General features: G+C 66.1%; 18 protein-coding genes and 1 pseudogene. 8 read left to right on the top strand and 11 right to left on the bottom strand.

Features of this window, described 5'->3' with window-relative positions:
• Positions 1–151: 151 nt before the first annotated feature.
• The 4 genes from QXH22_RS28525 (at position 152) to QXH22_RS28540 (ending at position 2,386) form a co-directional block, all read left to right on the top strand.
• Positions 152–367: a hypothetical protein gene (locus QXH22_RS28525; protein ID WP_371934342.1), complete on the top strand. Its 216-nt coding sequence runs from the start codon at positions 152–154 to the stop codon at positions 365–367.
• The gene (locus QXH22_RS28530; RefSeq protein ID WP_306277669.1) at positions 364–672 is read left to right on the top strand and encodes a PadR family transcriptional regulator; all 309 of its coding nucleotides are present in this window, start codon (positions 364–366) and stop codon (positions 670–672) included. Before QXH22_RS28525 ends, QXH22_RS28530 begins: the two co-directional genes overlap by 4 nt.
• Positions 673–740: 68 nt before the next feature.
• Positions 741–1,922: an APC family permease gene (locus QXH22_RS28535; RefSeq protein ID WP_371934347.1), complete on the top strand. Its 1,182-nt coding sequence runs from the start codon at positions 741–743 to the stop codon at positions 1,920–1,922.
• Positions 1,919–2,386 carry a DoxX family protein gene (locus QXH22_RS28540; RefSeq protein ID WP_306277670.1) on the top strand — a complete coding sequence of 156 codons (468 nt, stop codon included), beginning with the start codon at positions 1,919–1,921 and terminating at the stop codon, positions 2,384–2,386. Before QXH22_RS28535 ends, QXH22_RS28540 begins: the two co-directional genes overlap by 4 nt.
• Before the next feature lie 185 nt (positions 2,387–2,571).
• Here QXH22_RS28540 and QXH22_RS28545 read toward each other — a convergent pair whose 3' ends face one another.
• The 4 genes from QXH22_RS28545 to QXH22_RS28560 form a co-directional block, all read right to left on the bottom strand.
• Positions 2,572–3,543: an enoyl-CoA hydratase/isomerase family protein gene (locus tag QXH22_RS28545; RefSeq protein ID WP_306240572.1), complete on the bottom strand. Its 972-nt coding sequence runs from the start codon at positions 3,541–3,543 to the stop codon at positions 2,572–2,574.
• Positions 3,544–3,603: 60 nt separating this feature from the next.
• On the bottom strand, positions 3,604–4,263 hold the full coding sequence (locus QXH22_RS28550; RefSeq protein WP_306277671.1) for a TetR/AcrR family transcriptional regulator: 660 nt from the start codon (positions 4,261–4,263) through the stop codon (positions 3,604–3,606).
• A gap of 68 nt (positions 4,264–4,331) precedes the next feature.
• A complete protein-coding gene (locus QXH22_RS28555; protein WP_306277672.1) occupies positions 4,332–5,492 on the bottom strand; it encodes an iron-containing alcohol dehydrogenase in 1,161 nt (386 codons plus the stop codon).
• Between the two features lie 96 nt (positions 5,493–5,588).
• The gene (locus QXH22_RS28560) at positions 5,589–5,840 is read right to left on the bottom strand and encodes a hypothetical protein (RefSeq protein WP_306277673.1); all 252 of its coding nucleotides are present in this window, start codon (positions 5,838–5,840) and stop codon (positions 5,589–5,591) included.
• 155 nt (positions 5,841–5,995) lie between these two features.
• Here QXH22_RS28560 and QXH22_RS28565 point away from each other — a divergent pair, with 155 nt between their 5' ends.
• Positions 5,996–6,814: a sugar phosphate isomerase/epimerase gene (locus tag QXH22_RS28565; RefSeq protein ID WP_306277674.1), complete on the top strand. Its 819-nt coding sequence runs from the start codon at positions 5,996–5,998 to the stop codon at positions 6,812–6,814.
• A 32-nt stretch (positions 6,815–6,846) separates the two neighbouring features.
• On the opposite strand, the pseudogene QXH22_RS28570 reads toward QXH22_RS28565, so the two are convergent.
• The 4 genes and pseudogenes from QXH22_RS28570 to QXH22_RS28585 form a co-directional block, all read right to left on the bottom strand.
• A pseudogene (locus QXH22_RS28570) lies at positions 6,847–7,446 on the bottom strand (Gfo/Idh/MocA family protein); the annotation flags it as partial.
• Positions 7,436–8,659, bottom strand: coding sequence for an FAD-dependent oxidoreductase (locus QXH22_RS28575; protein WP_306277675.1), 1,224 nt, complete (start codon positions 8,657–8,659; stop codon positions 7,436–7,438). The gene QXH22_RS28575 and the pseudogene QXH22_RS28570, both read right to left, overlap by 11 nt.
• Before the next feature lie 33 nt (positions 8,660–8,692).
• A complete protein-coding gene (locus QXH22_RS28580; RefSeq protein ID WP_306277676.1) occupies positions 8,693–10,612 on the bottom strand; it encodes a PPE family protein in 1,920 nt (639 codons plus the stop codon).
• A 96-nt stretch (positions 10,613–10,708) separates the two neighbouring features.
• Positions 10,709–10,876: a hypothetical protein gene (locus QXH22_RS28585; RefSeq protein ID WP_306240578.1), complete on the bottom strand. Its 168-nt coding sequence runs from the start codon at positions 10,874–10,876 to the stop codon at positions 10,709–10,711.
• 490 nt (positions 10,877–11,366) lie between these two features.
• On the opposite strand from QXH22_RS28585, the gene QXH22_RS28590 reads away from it, so the two are divergent.
• From QXH22_RS28590 to QXH22_RS28600, 3 genes are read left to right on the top strand one after another with little or no spacing between them, the layout of a single operon-like run.
• Positions 11,367–12,002 (top strand): TetR/AcrR family transcriptional regulator, encoded by a 636-nt coding sequence (locus QXH22_RS28590; protein WP_306244201.1) that lies wholly within the window; start codon positions 11,367–11,369, stop codon positions 12,000–12,002.
• Positions 12,003–12,010: 8 nt separating this feature from the next.
• Positions 12,011–13,591 (top strand): fatty-acid--CoA ligase FadD1, encoded by a 1,581-nt coding sequence (gene fadD1, locus QXH22_RS28595; RefSeq protein ID WP_371934348.1) that lies wholly within the window; start codon positions 12,011–12,013, stop codon positions 13,589–13,591.
• A gap of 25 nt (positions 13,592–13,616) precedes the next feature.
• Positions 13,617–14,486, top strand: a complete 870-nt coding sequence (locus QXH22_RS28600) for an NYN domain-containing protein (protein ID WP_306240580.1) — start codon at positions 13,617–13,619, stop codon at positions 14,484–14,486.
• Here QXH22_RS28600 and QXH22_RS28605 read toward each other — a convergent pair.
• The 3 genes from QXH22_RS28605 to QXH22_RS28615 are packed head-to-tail and all read right to left on the bottom strand — an operon-like array spanning position 14,483 to position 16,971.
• Entirely contained in the window at positions 14,483–15,151 is a 669-nt protein-coding gene (locus QXH22_RS28605) for a hypothetical protein (RefSeq protein ID WP_306240581.1), read from the bottom strand. The two genes, QXH22_RS28600 and QXH22_RS28605, sit on opposite strands and share 4 nt — an antisense overlap.
• A 36-nt stretch (positions 15,152–15,187) precedes the next feature.
• A complete protein-coding gene (locus tag QXH22_RS28610) occupies positions 15,188–15,985 on the bottom strand; it encodes an SDR family oxidoreductase (RefSeq protein ID WP_306277678.1) in 798 nt (265 codons plus the stop codon).
• Between the two features lie 23 nt (positions 15,986–16,008).
• Positions 16,009–16,971, bottom strand: a complete 963-nt coding sequence (locus QXH22_RS28615; protein ID WP_306277679.1) for an alpha/beta fold hydrolase — start codon at positions 16,969–16,971, stop codon at positions 16,009–16,011.
• Positions 16,972–17,090: the final 119 nt, after the last annotated feature.

Here is a 17,090-nt window from a genome sequence, read left to right on the forward strand (position 1 = left end):
GTAGGTGTTGCCGCGCGGGTCGAGTCGGCTCTCGGCCACGAAGGGATTCAGTCAATGATGATGGGGGCCGAAAGTGACCGCAGTTTTGCCGGCTGAGGTTCGGTTGCATACGTTGCACCACGCAGCGATGGCACCGATTCACACTGCGTGGATGGCCGGCGAATTGTTTCGACATGGCTACCGTGTCTCCCCGGCAATGCTGCATTCGGTTATGTACCGCATGGAGAACGAGGAGCTACTGGTTCCCGAGAGGGACGTTGTGGACGGACTACTCCGGCGGGTCTATGCCATCACCGTGCACGGATTCTGGGCACTGGAGCGTCCCGAATTCGTTTTGGGGCTTGGTGGGATCAATATTGACCTATGAGCCAGTTCTTGCGAGGTGCGGTGCGGCTGCACATCCTGCACCATGCGAATGTCGCGCCAATCCACGGGGCGTGGATGGCTGAAGAACTAGAAAGTCACGGCTACAAGATCTCTCCGGGCACGCTTTATCCGACCCTGCACCGCATGCAGGAAGAGGGCCTGTTGGCTTCTCGCCAGGAGGTGGTCGACGGACGTGCTCGCCGGGTGTATGAGATCACCGAGCTGGGGCGGCAGGCTCTCACCGAAGAGCGCACCGCACTCGCTGAATTGGCCTCGGAAATCCTCGGTCGACAGGAGGAGTCATAGTTACCGAGCAACCGAAACTGGCACGCCGGCTGGGTACCGCGGACGCGGTCGTGATCGGGCTGGGATCCATGATCGGCGCTGGGATTTTCGCCGCTCTGGGTCCGGCTGCCCGCGCGGCTGGATCGGGATTGCTGATCGGACTCGCGGTGGCTGCGGTGGTGGCCTACTGCAACGCGACCTCGACGGCTCGCCTAGCGGCTCTGTATCCCGCATCCGGCGGCACCTACCTCTACGGGCGGGAGCGGCTCGGAGACTTCTGGGGATATGTTGCAGGCTGGGGATTCGTAGTCGGCAAGACTGCCTCTTGCGCCGCGATGGCGCTCACCGTCGGGGCTTACGCGTGGCCGTCGCATGCACACATGGTCGCCGCGCTAGCCGTGGTCGCGCTGACTGTCGTGAACTATCGCGGGGTGCAGAAGTCGGCTTGGCTGACACGCGCGATCGTTTGTTTCGTCCTGCTGGTGTTGACTGCGGTCGTCATCGCGGTGTCATTCTCGGGCGTGACAATGTTCGCCCGGCTGTCGATCAGCGGCAGCGCGGCCGGCGGTGTCCTGCAGTCCGCAGGGCTGCTTTTCTTCGCTTTCGCCGGATATGCCCGCATCGCTACTCTCGGTGAAGAAGTCCGAGACCCGGCCCGCACCATCCCCCGCGCAATCCCGCTCGCGCTTGGCATCACACTAGTCGTCTACACCGTTATCGCAGTGGCGGCGCTCGTGGCGTTGGGACCAAACCAGTTGGCGGACGCGACGGCTCCGTTGTCGCAGTCCGTGCGTGTCGCGGGAGTTGCGTGGCTGGTGCCCGTGGTGCGAGTTGGCGCCGCGGTCGCAGCCCTGGGTTCGCTACTCGCTCTACTCCTGGGCGTTTCACGCACCACGTTGGCGATGGCACGCGACCGCCACCTGCCACATTTGTTCGCCGCGGTGCACCCGACATTTCACGTACCACACCGCGCCGAACTGTCAATCGGCCTGATTGTGGCGGTATCGGCGGCGATCGCCGATGTGCGCACCGCAATCGGCTTCTCCTCTTTCGCGGTATTGATCTACTACGCCATCGCTAACGCATCTGCATTCACGCTGCGCCCCGATGAGGGTGGCCCGTCACGCTCAATTCCGATCGTCGGCGGGCTGGGATGCGTCGTCTTAGCGTTCGCCCTGCCGCTGACCTCGGTGGTCTCCGGAGGCGCGGTCATCGGTATCGGCATCGCGGCCTACGCACTGCGCCGCATCGTTCGACGGAAGCGATCGTGATTCACGCGGCGCTCTCCCGGCTGACTGCTACCCGCGCACCGGGAGCGGTAGTGCTCATCCGCCTGTACGTCGGCGTCGTATTCGCGTGCGAAGGAGCGCTGAAGTTTCTGCGGCCCGAGGCGTTGGGTGCCGGCCGCTTCGACAAAGCCGGTATTCCCGCGCCCGAAGGCTTGGCGACCCTGGATGGCATCGCCGAGATCATCTGCGGCGCAATGATACTCGCCGGGTCGCTGACCCGGTTGGCAGCCGCGCCCATGATCATCGACATGCTGGGCGCGCTGTTGCTCACCAAAATACCGATAATCTCGGGCCAAGCCGCACTGTTCCCGACCCGACATGGCTGGTGGGACCTGATTCACGAGTCTCGTGTCGACCTGGCGCAACTATGCGGCACCCTATTTCTGTTGATCGTCGGTTCCGGACGGTTCTCGGTTGACAGCTGCGTTTCCGCCAAGACCGGCTGATTGACAGCGGCGAGGCGTACACGGATCGCCAAGTACAGAACCGCATCCGCGACGTCTTCGGGTCGCAGTTTGACCCTGTCTGTGGCGTGGCGCACGACCGCCGCTGTCGACGCCGCATCCAGATGCGAAAAGATCTCGGTATCAACGGTTCACCAACGCAACGGTCGCGGCGAGCGTCCCCGGCATCAGGGTTTCTGGCGGCCCGACCGGCTCAACCGCCATTCCGGCGGGAAGTTGAGGTCGTTGTCCTTGACGACGTTGTTGAGTCCCTTGCCGAAAGTGCCTTCGGTGAGGTCGACGTCGTTGTCCTGGTCGTTGGCGATCAGGGGCAGCATTCCCTCGACCATTCCGGTGAGCAGGCTGCCGAAATATTCGCCCTTGTGCTGTTTGTAGAGCTCCAGGAAGGTCTTCTGCACCGCGACGGTGTCGGTCGGGCGGCACCGCGCGCACGCCAGTGCGTACTTCGCCGTCTCCTCTTCGAGCTTGTCGCGCGGCACCACGCTGTTGATGAAGCCGCATTCGTACATCTCTTTGGCGCTGAAAGGCCTTCCGGTGAAGAGCATTTCGGAGAACTTGCGCAGACCCATAGTTTCGGCCCACCACCACAGGCGGGGTCCCCAGCCCACGTAGCGGAACGCCGGGTGGCCGAACAGCGCGTCGTCCGAGGAGATCACCAGGTCGGCGTCGCCGGCCTGGTAGAAGTGCCAGCCATAGCAGTAGCCCTTGGCCTCGACGATGCTGATCTTCCGGAGTTCCTGCAGCGGGCGGTTTCCGGCCCGGGCCTTGGCGTAGAAGTCGGTGACCGTGGACAGGTAGCGGTAGGAGTCGCCCGACGGATACTTGACGTCGTCGTCGTTGATCGCGAGCTCGTGCAACAGCGGCATCCCCGGGTTCTCCAACATGCCGCGCTGTTCGGGAAGGTCGCCGCCGCTACCGAAGTCCTCCCCCTCGCCGCGGATCACCACGACCTTCACGTCGTCGTCCACATTGCACTTGTGAATCAGATCGGCGTAGTTGTGCCGCATGCCCAAGGTGGTGGAATTCTGCGCATCGGGACGGTCGAAGGTGATGTAGGCGATCCGGTTCTTGACGTCCTTCTCGAACTTGATGTATTGCTCCGCTTCCTTTTTCAACTCTTCGTAGTCGTATTCAGGCATGTGTTTCTCCCTCTACTCGAGCTCGCGACGACGGGGTTGATGAGTTCGATGTGCGCACGTTCACTGACCCGGATCGCCGGTCAGTTGTCCCTTGTTCGGGCTCTTCAGGATTCCACTGGCGATTGCGGCCAGGATCTTGTCGAGTTGCTCTGCGCTGTCGATGATTCGGTCGCCGTGGGCCAAACGCAGCAGCAGGCCGTTGATGAACGTCAAGGTGATGTTGCTCAGGTCCTCGACCACAGCTGATTCCAGCTCGGCGCCGCGCGGCATCAACTGGACCAGGATTTCGCGGTGCAGCTTGGTGAAGGCCTCGGTGCCGTGCGCCAGGGTGGCGGCCAGCGCCGGGTCGCGGGCGGCCTGCATGGTCAACTCGTACCTGGCCCTGGTGCGGGAAAGTTCCGGCTCGCAACCGGATTGGATCACCACTTGCGACAGCAGCGACGGTGATCGGCGGCCTTTGCCCGCGCCCGCCGGGCTTTCGTTGTCGGCGACCGACTGCAGGTTCGCCAGGTCCAGCTCGGCCAGCCGTTCGGCCACGGCGAGCAGCAGTGCCGAGCGCGTCCGGAAATAGAATGACGTCGTCCCGTCCGGAACTCCGCATTTCCGGTCCACCTTGAGATGACTCAACCCTTTGGCCCCGTCATCGGCGAGCAGTTGAATAGCCGCGTCGCACAAGTCACGACGGCGTTCGGCCGGATTCGGCTTTCGTCGCTTGTCCATGGTCAACGCCTCTCGGGTCTGGGCGCGACACTACTCTATATGTGTAGTGTCGGCTACCCTCCCGACGATCAGCCATACACCTGCGCATACAGCGCTTCGATCTCCGCGGGCTCGGGAATCACCGGATTGTTGGCGGGCGAACCGGAGGCCATCGCCTGCTCGGCCATCAACGGGATAAGCGATTGCCAAGCGGCACTGTCGATTCCGTACGACCTCGGCGTGGGGACCTCGAGTTCACTGCACAAATCGCCCAGCGCATCCACGAGGGCTCGGGCGGCGTCCTGGTCGCTCGTGGTGGTGTCGGCAACTCCGTATACCCGGGCGCAGTCGGCGTACCGCGCGGTAGCGCCGGCCACCGAGAATGCGGTGACCGCCGGGAACAGCATGGCGTTGGACAGCCCGTGGGCCACGTGGAAATGCGCCCCGATCGGCCGGCTCATTCCGTGCACGAGCGCGACGCTGGAATTGGAGAACGCCATACCGGCCTGGGTGGCGGCCGCCATCATTCCCGCGCGAGCCGCCGCATCCGAGCCGTCCCGGTATGCCCGCCTGAGATGCGTTGCGATCAGCCGGATTGCCGCGAGTGCCAGACCGTCGCTGATGGGGTTGGCCCGGCGGCTGACGTAGGCCTCGACCGCGTGCGTCAGGGCGTCGACGCCGGTGTCCGCGGTCAGCCGCGGTGGCATCGTCATGGTCAGCTCGAAATCCACAATCGCGGCGATGGGCAGGAACGACAGGCCGGGGCACAGCATCTTCTCGTTAGTGTCGCTGTCGCTGATGACCGTGAACTGCGTTGCCTCCGAACCACTTCCCGCCGTGGTGGGAACCGCGATGATCGGCAGCGCCGGCCCCGAGTAGTTGTTCGGTGCCTTGAATCTCCGCATCGGCCCAGGTTGGACGGCCAGCACGCCCAACGCCTTCGCGGTGTCCATCGGACTTCCACCGCCGAAGCCGATGACGCAGTCCGCTCGATGGTCGAGCAGCGCCGCGACAGCGCGGTCGAGTGAGGCGGTGGTCGGGTCGGCCACGGTACGGTCGAAGAGCGCAGGTGCCGCTCCGGCCGCACGGAGCAGGTCCATCACCCGACCGGCGGCACCACTGCTGCTGAGATACGGGTCCGTAACCACGAACGGGCGCTGCAAGCCCAGCCCGGCGATTACCGCACCCACGTCGTCAACAGCACCGCCCCCCAGACGGATGTGCCGGGGAAATGCGGCGGATGTCGACATTGATCACGTCCCTGCGCTCAAGGCCGCCCCTCGCGGCCGTAGCTCAACACTACGGCCGGCGAAGGGGCGGACTCAGCGCATCAGGTGCCCAGTCCGTCAGGTGCAGGGAATGCCGTGCGGGCCGCCGATCCAGTGGCCCGGCGGTGACTGCCAGGGGCAGTACTGCTTGATCTGACCGGGAGCCGGGCGCCAGTCGATGTTGTTGTCGATCTGGGGCACCGGCGGCCCCGGCGGCCCGGGAATGTGCGGACCGGGCTTTGCCTGTGCGCTTCCCGCGCCGATGCCGAGGGCTCCGGTCCCGAGCGCGCCGGCGATCAGGGTGGTGCCGAGCAGCTTCTTCATATCCATCGTCGCCTCCTCTTCTCAGCCAGGCTTCTCCCGATCGGCTCCGGGATGGCGCCCCTTCGGCGCCCGAACAACCGGACTGAGGATTATCAGCAATAGGAGGGATACCCGATTTTATCCGTGCCCAATCGACGCCCCCTTGTAACGTGCGACACGACATGGACCAACTCGGCATCGGCTACCTCAGCGCTTTCGGGCTTCCGCCCGTACAATTTGTCGACGTCGCCGCGGCTCTGAACTGCCGTTTCATCTCCATGTTTCTCCGGGGACTACCGTCGGCGCCGCTGGGATATTCCCCCTTCTCGCTGAAGAAGGACCGCGCATTGCGCAATGACCTCGCTGCGGCGTTGCGTCATCACGGCGTCACCATCACGCTGGCTGACGGCTTCCTGGTGGTTCCCGGCGGCGACATGCGCCGGTGTGCCCCCGATCTGGACATCGTGGCTGAACTGGACATTCCACGGATCAATGTGGTGAGCCTCGACAGCGACCTCGGCCGTACCTTCGATGAGCTCGCGGTGCTGGCCGAACTCGCTGCTGGGCGCGGCATCAGCACGGTGGTGGAGCCTGTGCCAGGTCTCACCATTTGCGACGTCCCGACGGCGCTGAGCGCGGTACGACACGTCGGCCGCCCCGATTTCCAGGTGTTGATCGACACCATGCATGTCTCGCGATCCGGCTGCACCCCGGCCGACCTGGCGGCCATCGACCCCGGGCACATCGGCTACGCCCAGCTCAATGACACCACCCGTCGGCCGCGCAGCCCCGACTACATGGAAGAGGCCATGTATGAGCGCCTGGCCCCCGGCGACGGCGAGTTGCCCCTGCGCGACATCGTCCGTGCGCTGCCGGCGGGCCTGGTCATCGAGCTCGAGGTGCCGCAGCGATCGCTGGCCCTGGCCGATGTCGGCCCGATCGACCGGCTGCGGCCGTGTGTGGAGGCGGCGCGGCGGGTGTTGTCTGACGCCGGCGGCTGACCATCAGCCCGGCTGGCGAAGCGGCAGGCCCACCCGCCGAACGTGCGCACCATGTGCACGGCGTAGCAACCGGCGTCCATCGTCGCCCCACCGGCCAGTGAGTAGTCGTAGCGAATGTCGGAGAACTTCGGCAGCGGAAAACACATCGCCGCCTCCACCCGCCGGAGCCGGCCGAGTTCGCCCGAGGCGATGATCTGCTCGGCGCGCAGCGCGAGCGGATGGTAGCGGTAGTGGAAGGCCTCCATCACGATGCGGTCCGATTGCTCTGCCAGAGCGGCGATTTCGCGTGCTTCGGCGGCGTTGGCGGTGAACGGCTTCTCGCACAGCACATGCTTGCCGGCGGCCAGAGCGGCGCGCGTCCACCGTCCGTGTAGACCGTTGGGCAAGGGGTTGTAGACGGCGTCGATCTCAGGGTCGGTGACCAGCTCGTGGTAACTGTTGTGGACGCGGGCGATGCCGTGTTCAGCCGCAAACTTGCGCCCGCGAGTCACGTCGCGGGCCGCAACTGCGGCGACGACGACCTCGCGGTCCTGCCGGGCCGGCTTGATGAGCGCCAGCGGCGCAATGCGGGCGGCCCCCAGAATGCCGATGCGCAGCGGCGGACGTCGCCCGGGCACCGCGTCAGCACCCATCTCGACGCGCGAATGCGGGCGCGTGCTCGGGCAGTACGCCGACTCCGATGAAGTACGCGGGCACCATCGAGAGCCACGGCAGCCGCTCGAGCACCCGCAGCAGAGCCGCCGGCGGGGCCGGGTCCTCGCCTCGCAGCAGTGGTCCGAGCAGCCCTCGGTGCAACATCCGTTGCACGAATTGGGTTACGGCGGTGGGAAAGAGGCGACGGCGGCGAACCGCCGCCAGATCGCGGCCGGTAACGTGATGGCGGCGTAGGGGCTCGGCCAGGATGGCCGCCGCGGCCACGGCGTCTTGCACCGCCAGGTTGATGCCGACTCCTCCCATCGGCGACATCGCATGTGCGGCGTCGCCGATGCACAGCAGTCCGTCACAATGCCACCGGCGCAACCGATTCACTTTGACGTCGAGATGCTTGACGTCGTCCATCGAAGCCAGGTCTCCCACCGATGCGGCGGCCTCCGGTACCAGCGCGGCGACTTCTTGCCGGAATGCTTCGATGCCTCGGGAACGCAGTTGCGCGTCAGTGCCTTTCAGCCCGATGTAGGCAATCTGGAAGTACCCCTTGCGTGGGATGACGGCCAGCGCCTTGCCGGGACCGGTGCGCGGCAGGAACGAGAATTCCGAGTCTTCGGCACGCGGCAACCTGAACCACCAGACGTCGAACCGCACGGGATAGTCGTGGGTCTTCAGGCCGGCCTCCTGCCGCGCGAGTGACCACCTTCCATCACAGGCAACGGTCAGTTCGGCGCGCAGTTCCCCGGGGCCGTCGGGACCGCGGTAACGAACCCCCGTGACGCGGTCACCGTCCCGCAGCAGTCCGGTGACCTCGCTGTTCATCCGCAGCTTGAACGTCGGTTCGGCGCAGGCAGCTTCGGCCAAGAGGTTCAGCAGGTCCCACTGCGGCACCATCGCGATGAACGGATGCGGTTGTCGCAGGCGCTCGAAATCGATATAGGTGACCGTGCGCCCGCCGGATTGGAATGCCGCCTTGCGTAACTCGCTGAACGGCAACACGGAGAACTGCTCCCATAGGCCCAGCTCGTCGAGCAACCGCAAGGTCGAGCAGTGCACGGTGTCGCCACGGAAATCGCGGAGGAAGTCACCGTGCTTTTCCAGCAGTGTGACCTCGACACCGGCGCGGGCGAGCAACAGCCCGAGCACCATGCCGGCCGGGCCTCCCCCGATGATCGCGCACGTCGTCTTGTCTGCCATTTGCGGTCAAGCATAAAGTCTTGCGACAACGGATCAGGCGACCGACAGTTCGGCACCGATTTGTTGCGCGGCGGCGGCGACGACGAGGATCTCCAGCGCGACCGCCATGGTGGACAGCGTGACGCCCGCCGCAAGCGGATAGCCGATGGCGTTGACCAGGCCCATTGGTTGGCCGTGGAGAAACTCCCTGATTCCCTGCAGGGACAGGTTGATGGTGTAGGCCGGCGCCGTGGTCACCATGGCATTCGCCAGGTCGGCCGTCGGCAGCAAGGTCTGGTAGCCGGCACCGGCCGCCGCCGAAACCGCCTCGGATACCGCGGAATTGGCGCGCTGGACGCCGTCGATGATGCCGTCGATGGTGACTGCGGGATTGACGGCAGGACCGGATGGCGTAGCGCCGGTCAGCACGCCGGACGCGTCAACCGTCGGAAATTCGAGATGGGTGATGGCGTAGCCGAAATCGACGATCCCCTGCTGAGTTCCGGCCACCAGCGCGTGCGACACCGCCACGGGATCGGCGTCCGGAAACACCCCGAACGGGGTCGGCACATTCGGCGGTGAGGTCGAATAGCCGTGGTTCGGATCGCCGTAGCCCAGATTGACGATCACCCGCAGGTCCGGCTGAATGAGATCAGCGAGCGGATTGCCGAGGACGGGCAGCGCCCGCAGCGGCTCCAGCAGTGGCAGGTTCTTCGTCGGAATGATGTAGTACTGCGTCATCGTCGGGCCCACGGTGTTGGTCAATGGTATGGCCGCGTCGATCTGTTCCGGGGTGAGCATCAGGTAGTTCTGATGCAGGTAGCCCATGCCGGCCAGAGCGTTCAGCGTCGACACGATGTTCAGCGGATACCGCGGGAAGTCGGCGACCCCGTCGTACTCGATGGTGTAGACCCGGGTCGGGTACAGATTGTCCGGCGTCGCACCCGGGCTGGTCACACCGAGGCTGGGAATGGCGATGCCCGGGAAGCGTGCGGCAAGCCCGCCGTTCGGATTTCCGGGATCGCCGATCAGGGTGAACGAAAGCTGTTGGGGTGTTGGCGGATTCACCGACGCCGCGAGTTTCCTCATCTCCAGTGCGGCAACGGTGGCGCTCTGGGAGTAGCCGAAGACCGAGACGTTGTCGCCGGCGGCGAGATGCGCCCGTATCGCGGTGTCCAGAATCTTTACGCCCTGGGCCACTGAGGCGTCGAATGTCAGGCTCTTCACGCCGACGACAGGGTAGAGACCCTCCGGGGTGAACAGCGATCGCGGAACGGCGTCGGGGGCCATGTTGCGAACGAAGAGGTCGAAGGCGCGCTGGACGTACCTGGGCGACGGCGTCGGAATGCCGCTGGCCCCCATGACTTCGGCGATCGTCTGCGCCGCGGCGGCAGCACCCCCCGGGGTGCCGGTCGCGGAACCCCGTGGTGTCGCAGCGCCCAGCAGCGTCTGCAGTCGCTGGTGCCACGGGACCAGTTCCGCGCAGATGGCGTCGATTCCGGTGTGGTACGCCGTCATCGCGGTCACGTCCTGAGCCCACATGTCGGCGTACCGGGATTCAGCGGCGGCTATCGCCGGCGCGTTCTGTCCGAACAGGTTGGACGCCGCCAGCCAGAGTGCCTCGGAGCGGTTCATCGCGACGAGCGCGGGATGAACCGCCGTCGACAAGGCGGTCTCGAATTCTGCCGCTGCGGTCCGTGCCAGGGCGGCCGCGGCCTGGGCGTGCGCGGCCGCGTGGCGCAACCAGCTGAGGTACGGTGCGGCGACGGCCGTCATCTGCAGTGCCGCGGGCCCCAGCCAGGAGCCGGTCGTCAGCCCGGCGATGGTCGACTCGAAGGATCCTGCCGCGCAATCTATTTCGGTAGCCAGTCCGTCCCAGGCGGTTGCTGCCGCCAGCAAAGGAGCCGGCCCCGCGCCCGCGTGCAGTCGGGCGGAATTGACCTCCGGGGGGAGCGCCGCAAAGTTCGGCAACATCGTCTGGTGTCCTCGTGGTAGCGGAGACGGCGCACGAAAAGGCGCGCTCCCGCCCGAAACGCGCACGTCTCAGGCGGGAGCGCGGACTCGACGGCGTTAGCCGGCGATGTGTGACCAGCCGGCGGCGGGCTGACCGACGGGCACTGACTGCGCCCCCGGGCCCGAGTTGAGTTTGGTGCATCCGGCCAGGGCCGCTGCGGCGAACAGAGCCGCCGCTACCGCAGCCAGCCCGCGGGTGACACCTTTGTTCTGAATTCCCCTCATGGTGGTTCCTTTCTTGGTTGGGTTTTCAGGAAAGTAAAGCGTGACGATGATAACCACATCACACCGTTGATAAAAGGTTTTCCAGCGGTCACTGATAAAGCAATCGCACATTGCCTTCGCGGCACAGTAAGCGTCGATCAGCAGTCGCTGAGAGTTCCTGGTTGTTACAGCCAAACATGCTGTGCTCCTGTCGATATCAAGTCGCAAGCGGCAGTCGTGGGAGCGTCTGCAAATGCTCTTTGATCCGATCAGGGCAGTACATTTAGTTGACGTCCGGACGTGCAGGAAATGGACATCCGCAGGCCGCTACCGGCTTTGATTTACTCGCTGTCAATATGCTTGACAATTGCAATTCCACGCCTTTGTGAATCACATGAATTCACCGAGTGTCGGCGGGTCGAACTTCACCGCCGGCGGGGATGGCATAACCTAGCGCTTGCAATGTTTCGTGGGGCTGCGCCGCCCCGGATGAGCGACAGGTGGTCTCGTGATGATGCCCGGACGTGCCGCCCCCACTCGGCCCGCGCACGGCAACCAGGTCCGGGCCGAGCGCACCCGGGCACTGGTGATCGGCGTGACCGTCCAGATCGTGCTGAGTGAAGGCATCGGTGCCGCCAGCGGCCGGCACATCGCAGATGCCGCGGGCGTTACCTGGGGAGTGATCCAGTATCACTTCGGTGATCGCGACGGTCTGCTGATGGCGGTGGTCGAGCAGGGCTTCGACGAACTCCTGGACGCGCTGAATTCGCTACCCGCGGCAACCGAAGACACCACCACGCACGACCGGGTCGAGGCGGCCGTCACGGCTGCCTGGCAGGCGATGTCCAGCCCCACCGCGCGTGCGGCGACGGAGATCCTCATCGGCACCCGTGCCACTCGTGGTGAGCCCACCACCAATCAGATCCGACGACTCGGCAGAACGTTCAACACGCTGATCGCCACCATCGACCGCGATCTGAGCCCGACCCAGAACGCCGCCATCGGTGAGCTGCTGCTGACCACTCTGCGCGGCATGATCGCCAACCAGCTGGTGATGCAACGGTCCATCGACACGACCAGGGAACGCAAGCTGCTCGTCGAGATCGTCAGCAGCTACCTCGACCGGACGGGGGCGTCGGCTTCGTGAACCAGACGATGCAAGCGCTGCTGCGACAGCGACTGTCAGATTCTGGGATCGCCGTGAAATATGGCGATTCGCAGTGGACTTGGCGTGACTACCTCGGCCGGGCGACGGCGCAGGCAGCGGGCCTGCTGTCCGCCGCGGACCAGGACCGCCCGGTGCACGTCGGCTCGTTGCTGGGCAACACCCCCGACATGCTGACCCAGATGGCGGCGGCCGGCCTGGGTGGATATGTCCTGTGCGGGCTGAACACCACCCGGCGCGGCGACGCCCTGGCCGCCGACATCCGGCGGGCGGACTGTCAGATCGTCGTGACCGACGCCGAGCACCGCGGGTTACTGGACGGATTGGAGCTCAACGGAGTTCGGGTCTTCGACACCTCAACGTTGGCATGGGCCGACCTGGTCGCCGGCGCCGGCCCGCTGGTCCCCCATCGCGAAGCCGAGATGATGGACCCCTTCATGATGATCTTCACCTCGGGGACGAGCGGCAATCCCAAAGCGGTGCAGGTGGCACACCTGATGCCGACCTTCGCCGGGCTCAGCCTCGCCGAACGGTTCGCCCTGACCGAGCGCGACACGTGTTATGTGTCGATGCCGCTGTTTCACTCCAATGCGGTGGTCGCCGGCTGGGCCCCGGCCGTGGTTTCCGGAGCGTCGATCGTGCCGGCGAAGTTCTCGGCCAGCAACTTCCTGGCCGACGTCCGGCGGTACGACGTCACGTACATGAACTACGTCGGCAAACCGCTCGCATACATCCTCGCCACCCCGGAACGCCCTGACGACGCGGACAACCCGCTGCGAGTGGCATTCGGCAACGAGGCCAACGACAAGGACATCGAGGAGTTCGCGCGCCGCTTCGGCGTGCAGGTCGAGGACGGCTTCGGCTCCACCGAGAACGCCGTCATGGTGCTGCGCGAGCCGGGGACTCCACGCGGCTCGATCGGCAAGGGCGCTCCCGGGGTCGCCATCTACAACAGCGAGACCGTCACCGAGTGTCAGCTCGCCCGGTTCGACGACCACGGCTCGGTACTCAATGCCGACGACGCGGTGGGTGAATTGGTCAACACCACTGGTTCGGGTCTGTTCACCGGTTACTACAACGATCCGCAGGCCAACGCCGAGCGCATGCGGCACGGGATGTACTGGTCCGGCGATCTCGCCTATAAGGACGCGGAGGGATGGATCTACCTTGCCGGGCGGACCGCGGATTGGATGCGCGTCGACGGCGAGAACCTCGCGGCGGCCCCGATCGAACGAATTCTGCTGCGCCACAGCGCGATCAATCGGGTAGCCGTCTACGCAGTCGCCGACGAGCGGGTTGGTGACCAGGTCATGGCGGCGGTCGTGCTGCACGAAGGCCAGCCGTTCGACCCGGAATCGCTGGAGTCCTTCCTCGACGCGCAGCCCGACCTGTCTCCCAAGGCGCGGCCCCGCTACATCCGCATCGCGGCGGACCTGCCCAGCACCGCCACCCACAAAGTTCTCAAACGCCAGTTGATCGCGCAGGGAACGGCGGTCGGTGCGGACGAAGCGCTGTGGGAGCGCGACGAACGCGGCACCTCATACCGCGTTGTGACCCACATTGGCCGTTGACGGCCCGATGCCGGACGATGTCCGCATGACCGACTCCAGCGCTTCCAGCGCGACCCGAGTGGCCGTGTACTTCGACTTCGACAACATCGTCATCTCGCGTTACGACCAGGTGCACGGCCGAAACACCTTCCAGCGGGACAAGGCCAAAGGCCTCGACAAGGAAAAGCTGCGTGCGGCTACCGTCGACCTGGGCGCGATCATGGACTTCGCCTCCTCGTTCGGCACGCTGGTACTCACCCGCGCGTACGCCGACTGGTCGGCCGAAGTCAACGCCGCCTACCACGGTCAACTGGTCGGCCGCGCCGTCGATCTGGTGCAGCTGTTTCCCGCGGCCGCCTACGGAAAGAACGGCGCCGACATCCGGCTGGCGGTGGACGCGGTCGAGGACATGTTCCGGCTACCCGACCTGACACACGTCGTGATCGTCGGTGGCGACTCGGACTACATCGCGTTGGCCCAGCGGTGCAAGCGCCTGGGCCGCTACGTCGTGGGCATCGGTGTGGCCGGCGCGAGCAGCCAGTCGCTGGCCGCCGCGTGCGACGAGTTCGTCACCTACGACGCGCTGCCCGGGATCTCGACGACGGCCGCGAGCCCGCCACCGAAGAAACGCGCCCGCCGCGCGGGTTCCGGCGAGCCCGACGAGGAGCCGGCCGCGCCGGACCCTCAGGTCGCGGCCACCAGTCTGCTCGAACGCGCGCTACGCATCGGTCTGGAGAAGGACGACGTGGACTGGCTGCACAATTCGGTGGTCAAGGCGCAGATGAAACGGATGAACCCGTCGTTCAGCGAGAAATCCCTGGGATTCAAGTCCTTCAGCGACTTTTTGCGCTCGCGCAGTGATGTCGTCGAGCTCGACGAAAGCACCACCACCCGCATGGTGCGCTTGAAGAACTAGCGGTCGATCTCACCGAGGATGCCGCGCTCGATACTGGTACGGGTGTTGTCGGGCAGCACGATGAGGCCATCGAGTTCGGCCCGCGCCAGTTGGTATGCATGCTGGCGTTCCTGGGTAGTGGCGGCGGTGTCCGCGGCGATCCGCAGCAGACTCTGCGCCCGCGCCAGCCGCTGCCGCTCCTCCTTCGAGAAGTCGCTGCTGCGCCTGCGCATCGCCTCGGCTTCGGCCGCGTTGAACGCGGTCACGTAATCCTGAACCGCGTCCAGATATTCGCGTGCGGCGTCGCGATCGTCGAACAGGTCCTCGGCCCGCTGCGGTCGGTGCAGGTCTGCTCGCAGCTTGGCCCGGTGAAAGCCGGTGGTCAGCGGGTCGCGCATGTCGGTCATCACCGGGAAGTCCAGCAGCCGGGTGGCATCCAGCTCGTACTCGAGCCAGCGGGCGTCGGTCTTGTCGTGGGCACTGAGCGCGCGCTTGATGGCCTGCCAGTGCGCCGCCTGGTTTCCAGGGGGTACGGATCGTGGTGGACCCTGCTCCGGTGACGCGTCGTCAGGGGCCGGTGCGGGCCGATTCTTCATCGCCGAGATCGCCTTGATGCCGGCCGCGATCACCCCGATCAGCGGCAGGGCCAGCAGCAGCAACTCGACCAAGCGAAACACGACGCCCACGGACGCCAGGATGCCATCTGTCTGGCGGAAACTTCCCTAACGCTTGTCGACCTGGCCGGCAGCGATCTGGTCGGCCGTTTTTGCCGCCACGCCTCCGGCCAGTCGCGAGGCCACCTCGGGGGCGTTCGCCGCAAAGCGTGCCAGTGCCCGCTGCCGCAGCGGCGCCACCGTGACCTCGCCGCGGTTGCGTTCGATCGCGCTCACCACGGCGGCTCCGACCTGCTCGGGTGTGCCGGTGCCCATCAGCGGCGGCGCCACGGCTCCCGAGTCGGCGAACATCCCGGCGCCGCCGATCGCCCCGGGACTGACCACCGAGACGCCGACCCCGGCAGGCCGCAGGTCATCGCGCAGGCACAGGGCGAAACCGCGCAGGCCGAACTTGGTCGCGGCGTAGAGGGACGCACGCGCGGTGGCGGCCTTTCCGGAGATCGACGAGATGTAGACGAAATGGCCCGAGCCGCGCGCGGTGAACACCGGAATCAATTCGCGGGTCATCTGCACCGGCACCTCGAGGTTGACCCGCAACGCGCGGTCGACCTGCTCGGCGGTGAAGCTGTCGAGCTTGCCCGAGGCGGGCAGTGCCGCGTTGGCGACCAGGACGTCGATCGGGCCGGCCTCGGCCAGCAGCGCCGGACCGGCGCCGGGCTCCGCGAGGTCGCTGACGATCTTGCGGTGCCCGGGGCCCGACAGCGACGCCACCAGCTCGTCGAGCTCCCCAGATTTGCGAGAACTGACGATCAGCCGCGCGCCGCGGTCGGCGAGCGCTGTGGCGATCGCTCGTCCCAGCCCTCCGGTTGCTCCGGTGAGCAGAACAGTCTTGCCGGTCAATTTCATGGGGACGACGGTAGTCGCTGCGTTCACGACGCGGCCGCGGCGCCCGGTAGCCCGTAGGCCGACGCCCAGCTCCTGGCCGCCCAAGCCGGGCTACGGTGCAATCCCATGGCACGGTTGATCGCCGTGGTGACCCGGTGCGGGGCGTCCAGCAGGAGCATGTGCCCGGCCGTGGGGTGCGGCAGGTGCGTCGCGCCGGGGATGGACGTAACCAGGTCCCGGGCATGGGCATCCGGAGTGGTGATGTCCGCGCCGCCACTGACGACGACCGTCGTGGCACTGATGTTCGCCAGCGACCCGTACACGTCGTAACCGCCCAGATCGCGCAGGAACGCGGCCGCCGTCAGGGGCGACACCGCACGGGTGGATTCGGTTGCCAGGGCGGCAAAGCCGGTATGGGCGATGTTTCGGCTCGAATACCTGGCCAGTACCGCATGCAGCGGGCGGATCAGCGACCGGATGGTCCGCTCGGCTGTCCGGTGTGGCATGCGGACGGCGAGATCGAACAGGACGCGCGCGGCCGGGCTGGCCAGCACGCGGCCCAGTCCGCGTTCCGATATCCGTCCGGCCGCCGCGGCGATCAGGACCAGGCCGTCCGGATCGACCGGCCGCTCGCCGGCGGGCCGGCTCAGGTAGGCCAGTGCCGTCATGCCACCCAGCGAATGACCGGCCACAGTAACCGGCCCGGCGACCCGCAGGGTGGTCAGGACATCGGCGAGATCGTCGGCCAGCTGTCCGATCCGGTAGCTGTGGGCCGGCGCGCCGCTCGATGCGCCATGCCCACGGTGGTCGTAGGAGATGATGCGCAGCGCACTGCCCCACCGGTGCCTCAGCTGGCGGATCTGGATGGCCCAGCTGTCCTGCGTCAGGCACAGCCCGTGCAGCAGAACCAGGGTGTGCAGCGGCTGACGCCGGCCGTAGTCACGCACCGAAAGGCGAACCCCGTCGCTGGTCAGCACCGTCCGCTCGGTGTACTCAGGTTGTGGCACAGCATGATTCGAAATTGGCACGGTGTTCTCCGGTGTCAGGGCAGGTCGTCGCCTGCTTTCTTGGTGTGCCTGAAGTTACGGGCCGGCGGCCGTCGATTCGCTCTTGTGCGCGATAGCCA

Source organism: Mycobacterium sp. TY814 (genome assembly GCF_030755175.1).
GTDB lineage: Bacteria > Actinomycetota > Actinomycetes > Mycobacteriales > Mycobacteriaceae > Mycobacterium.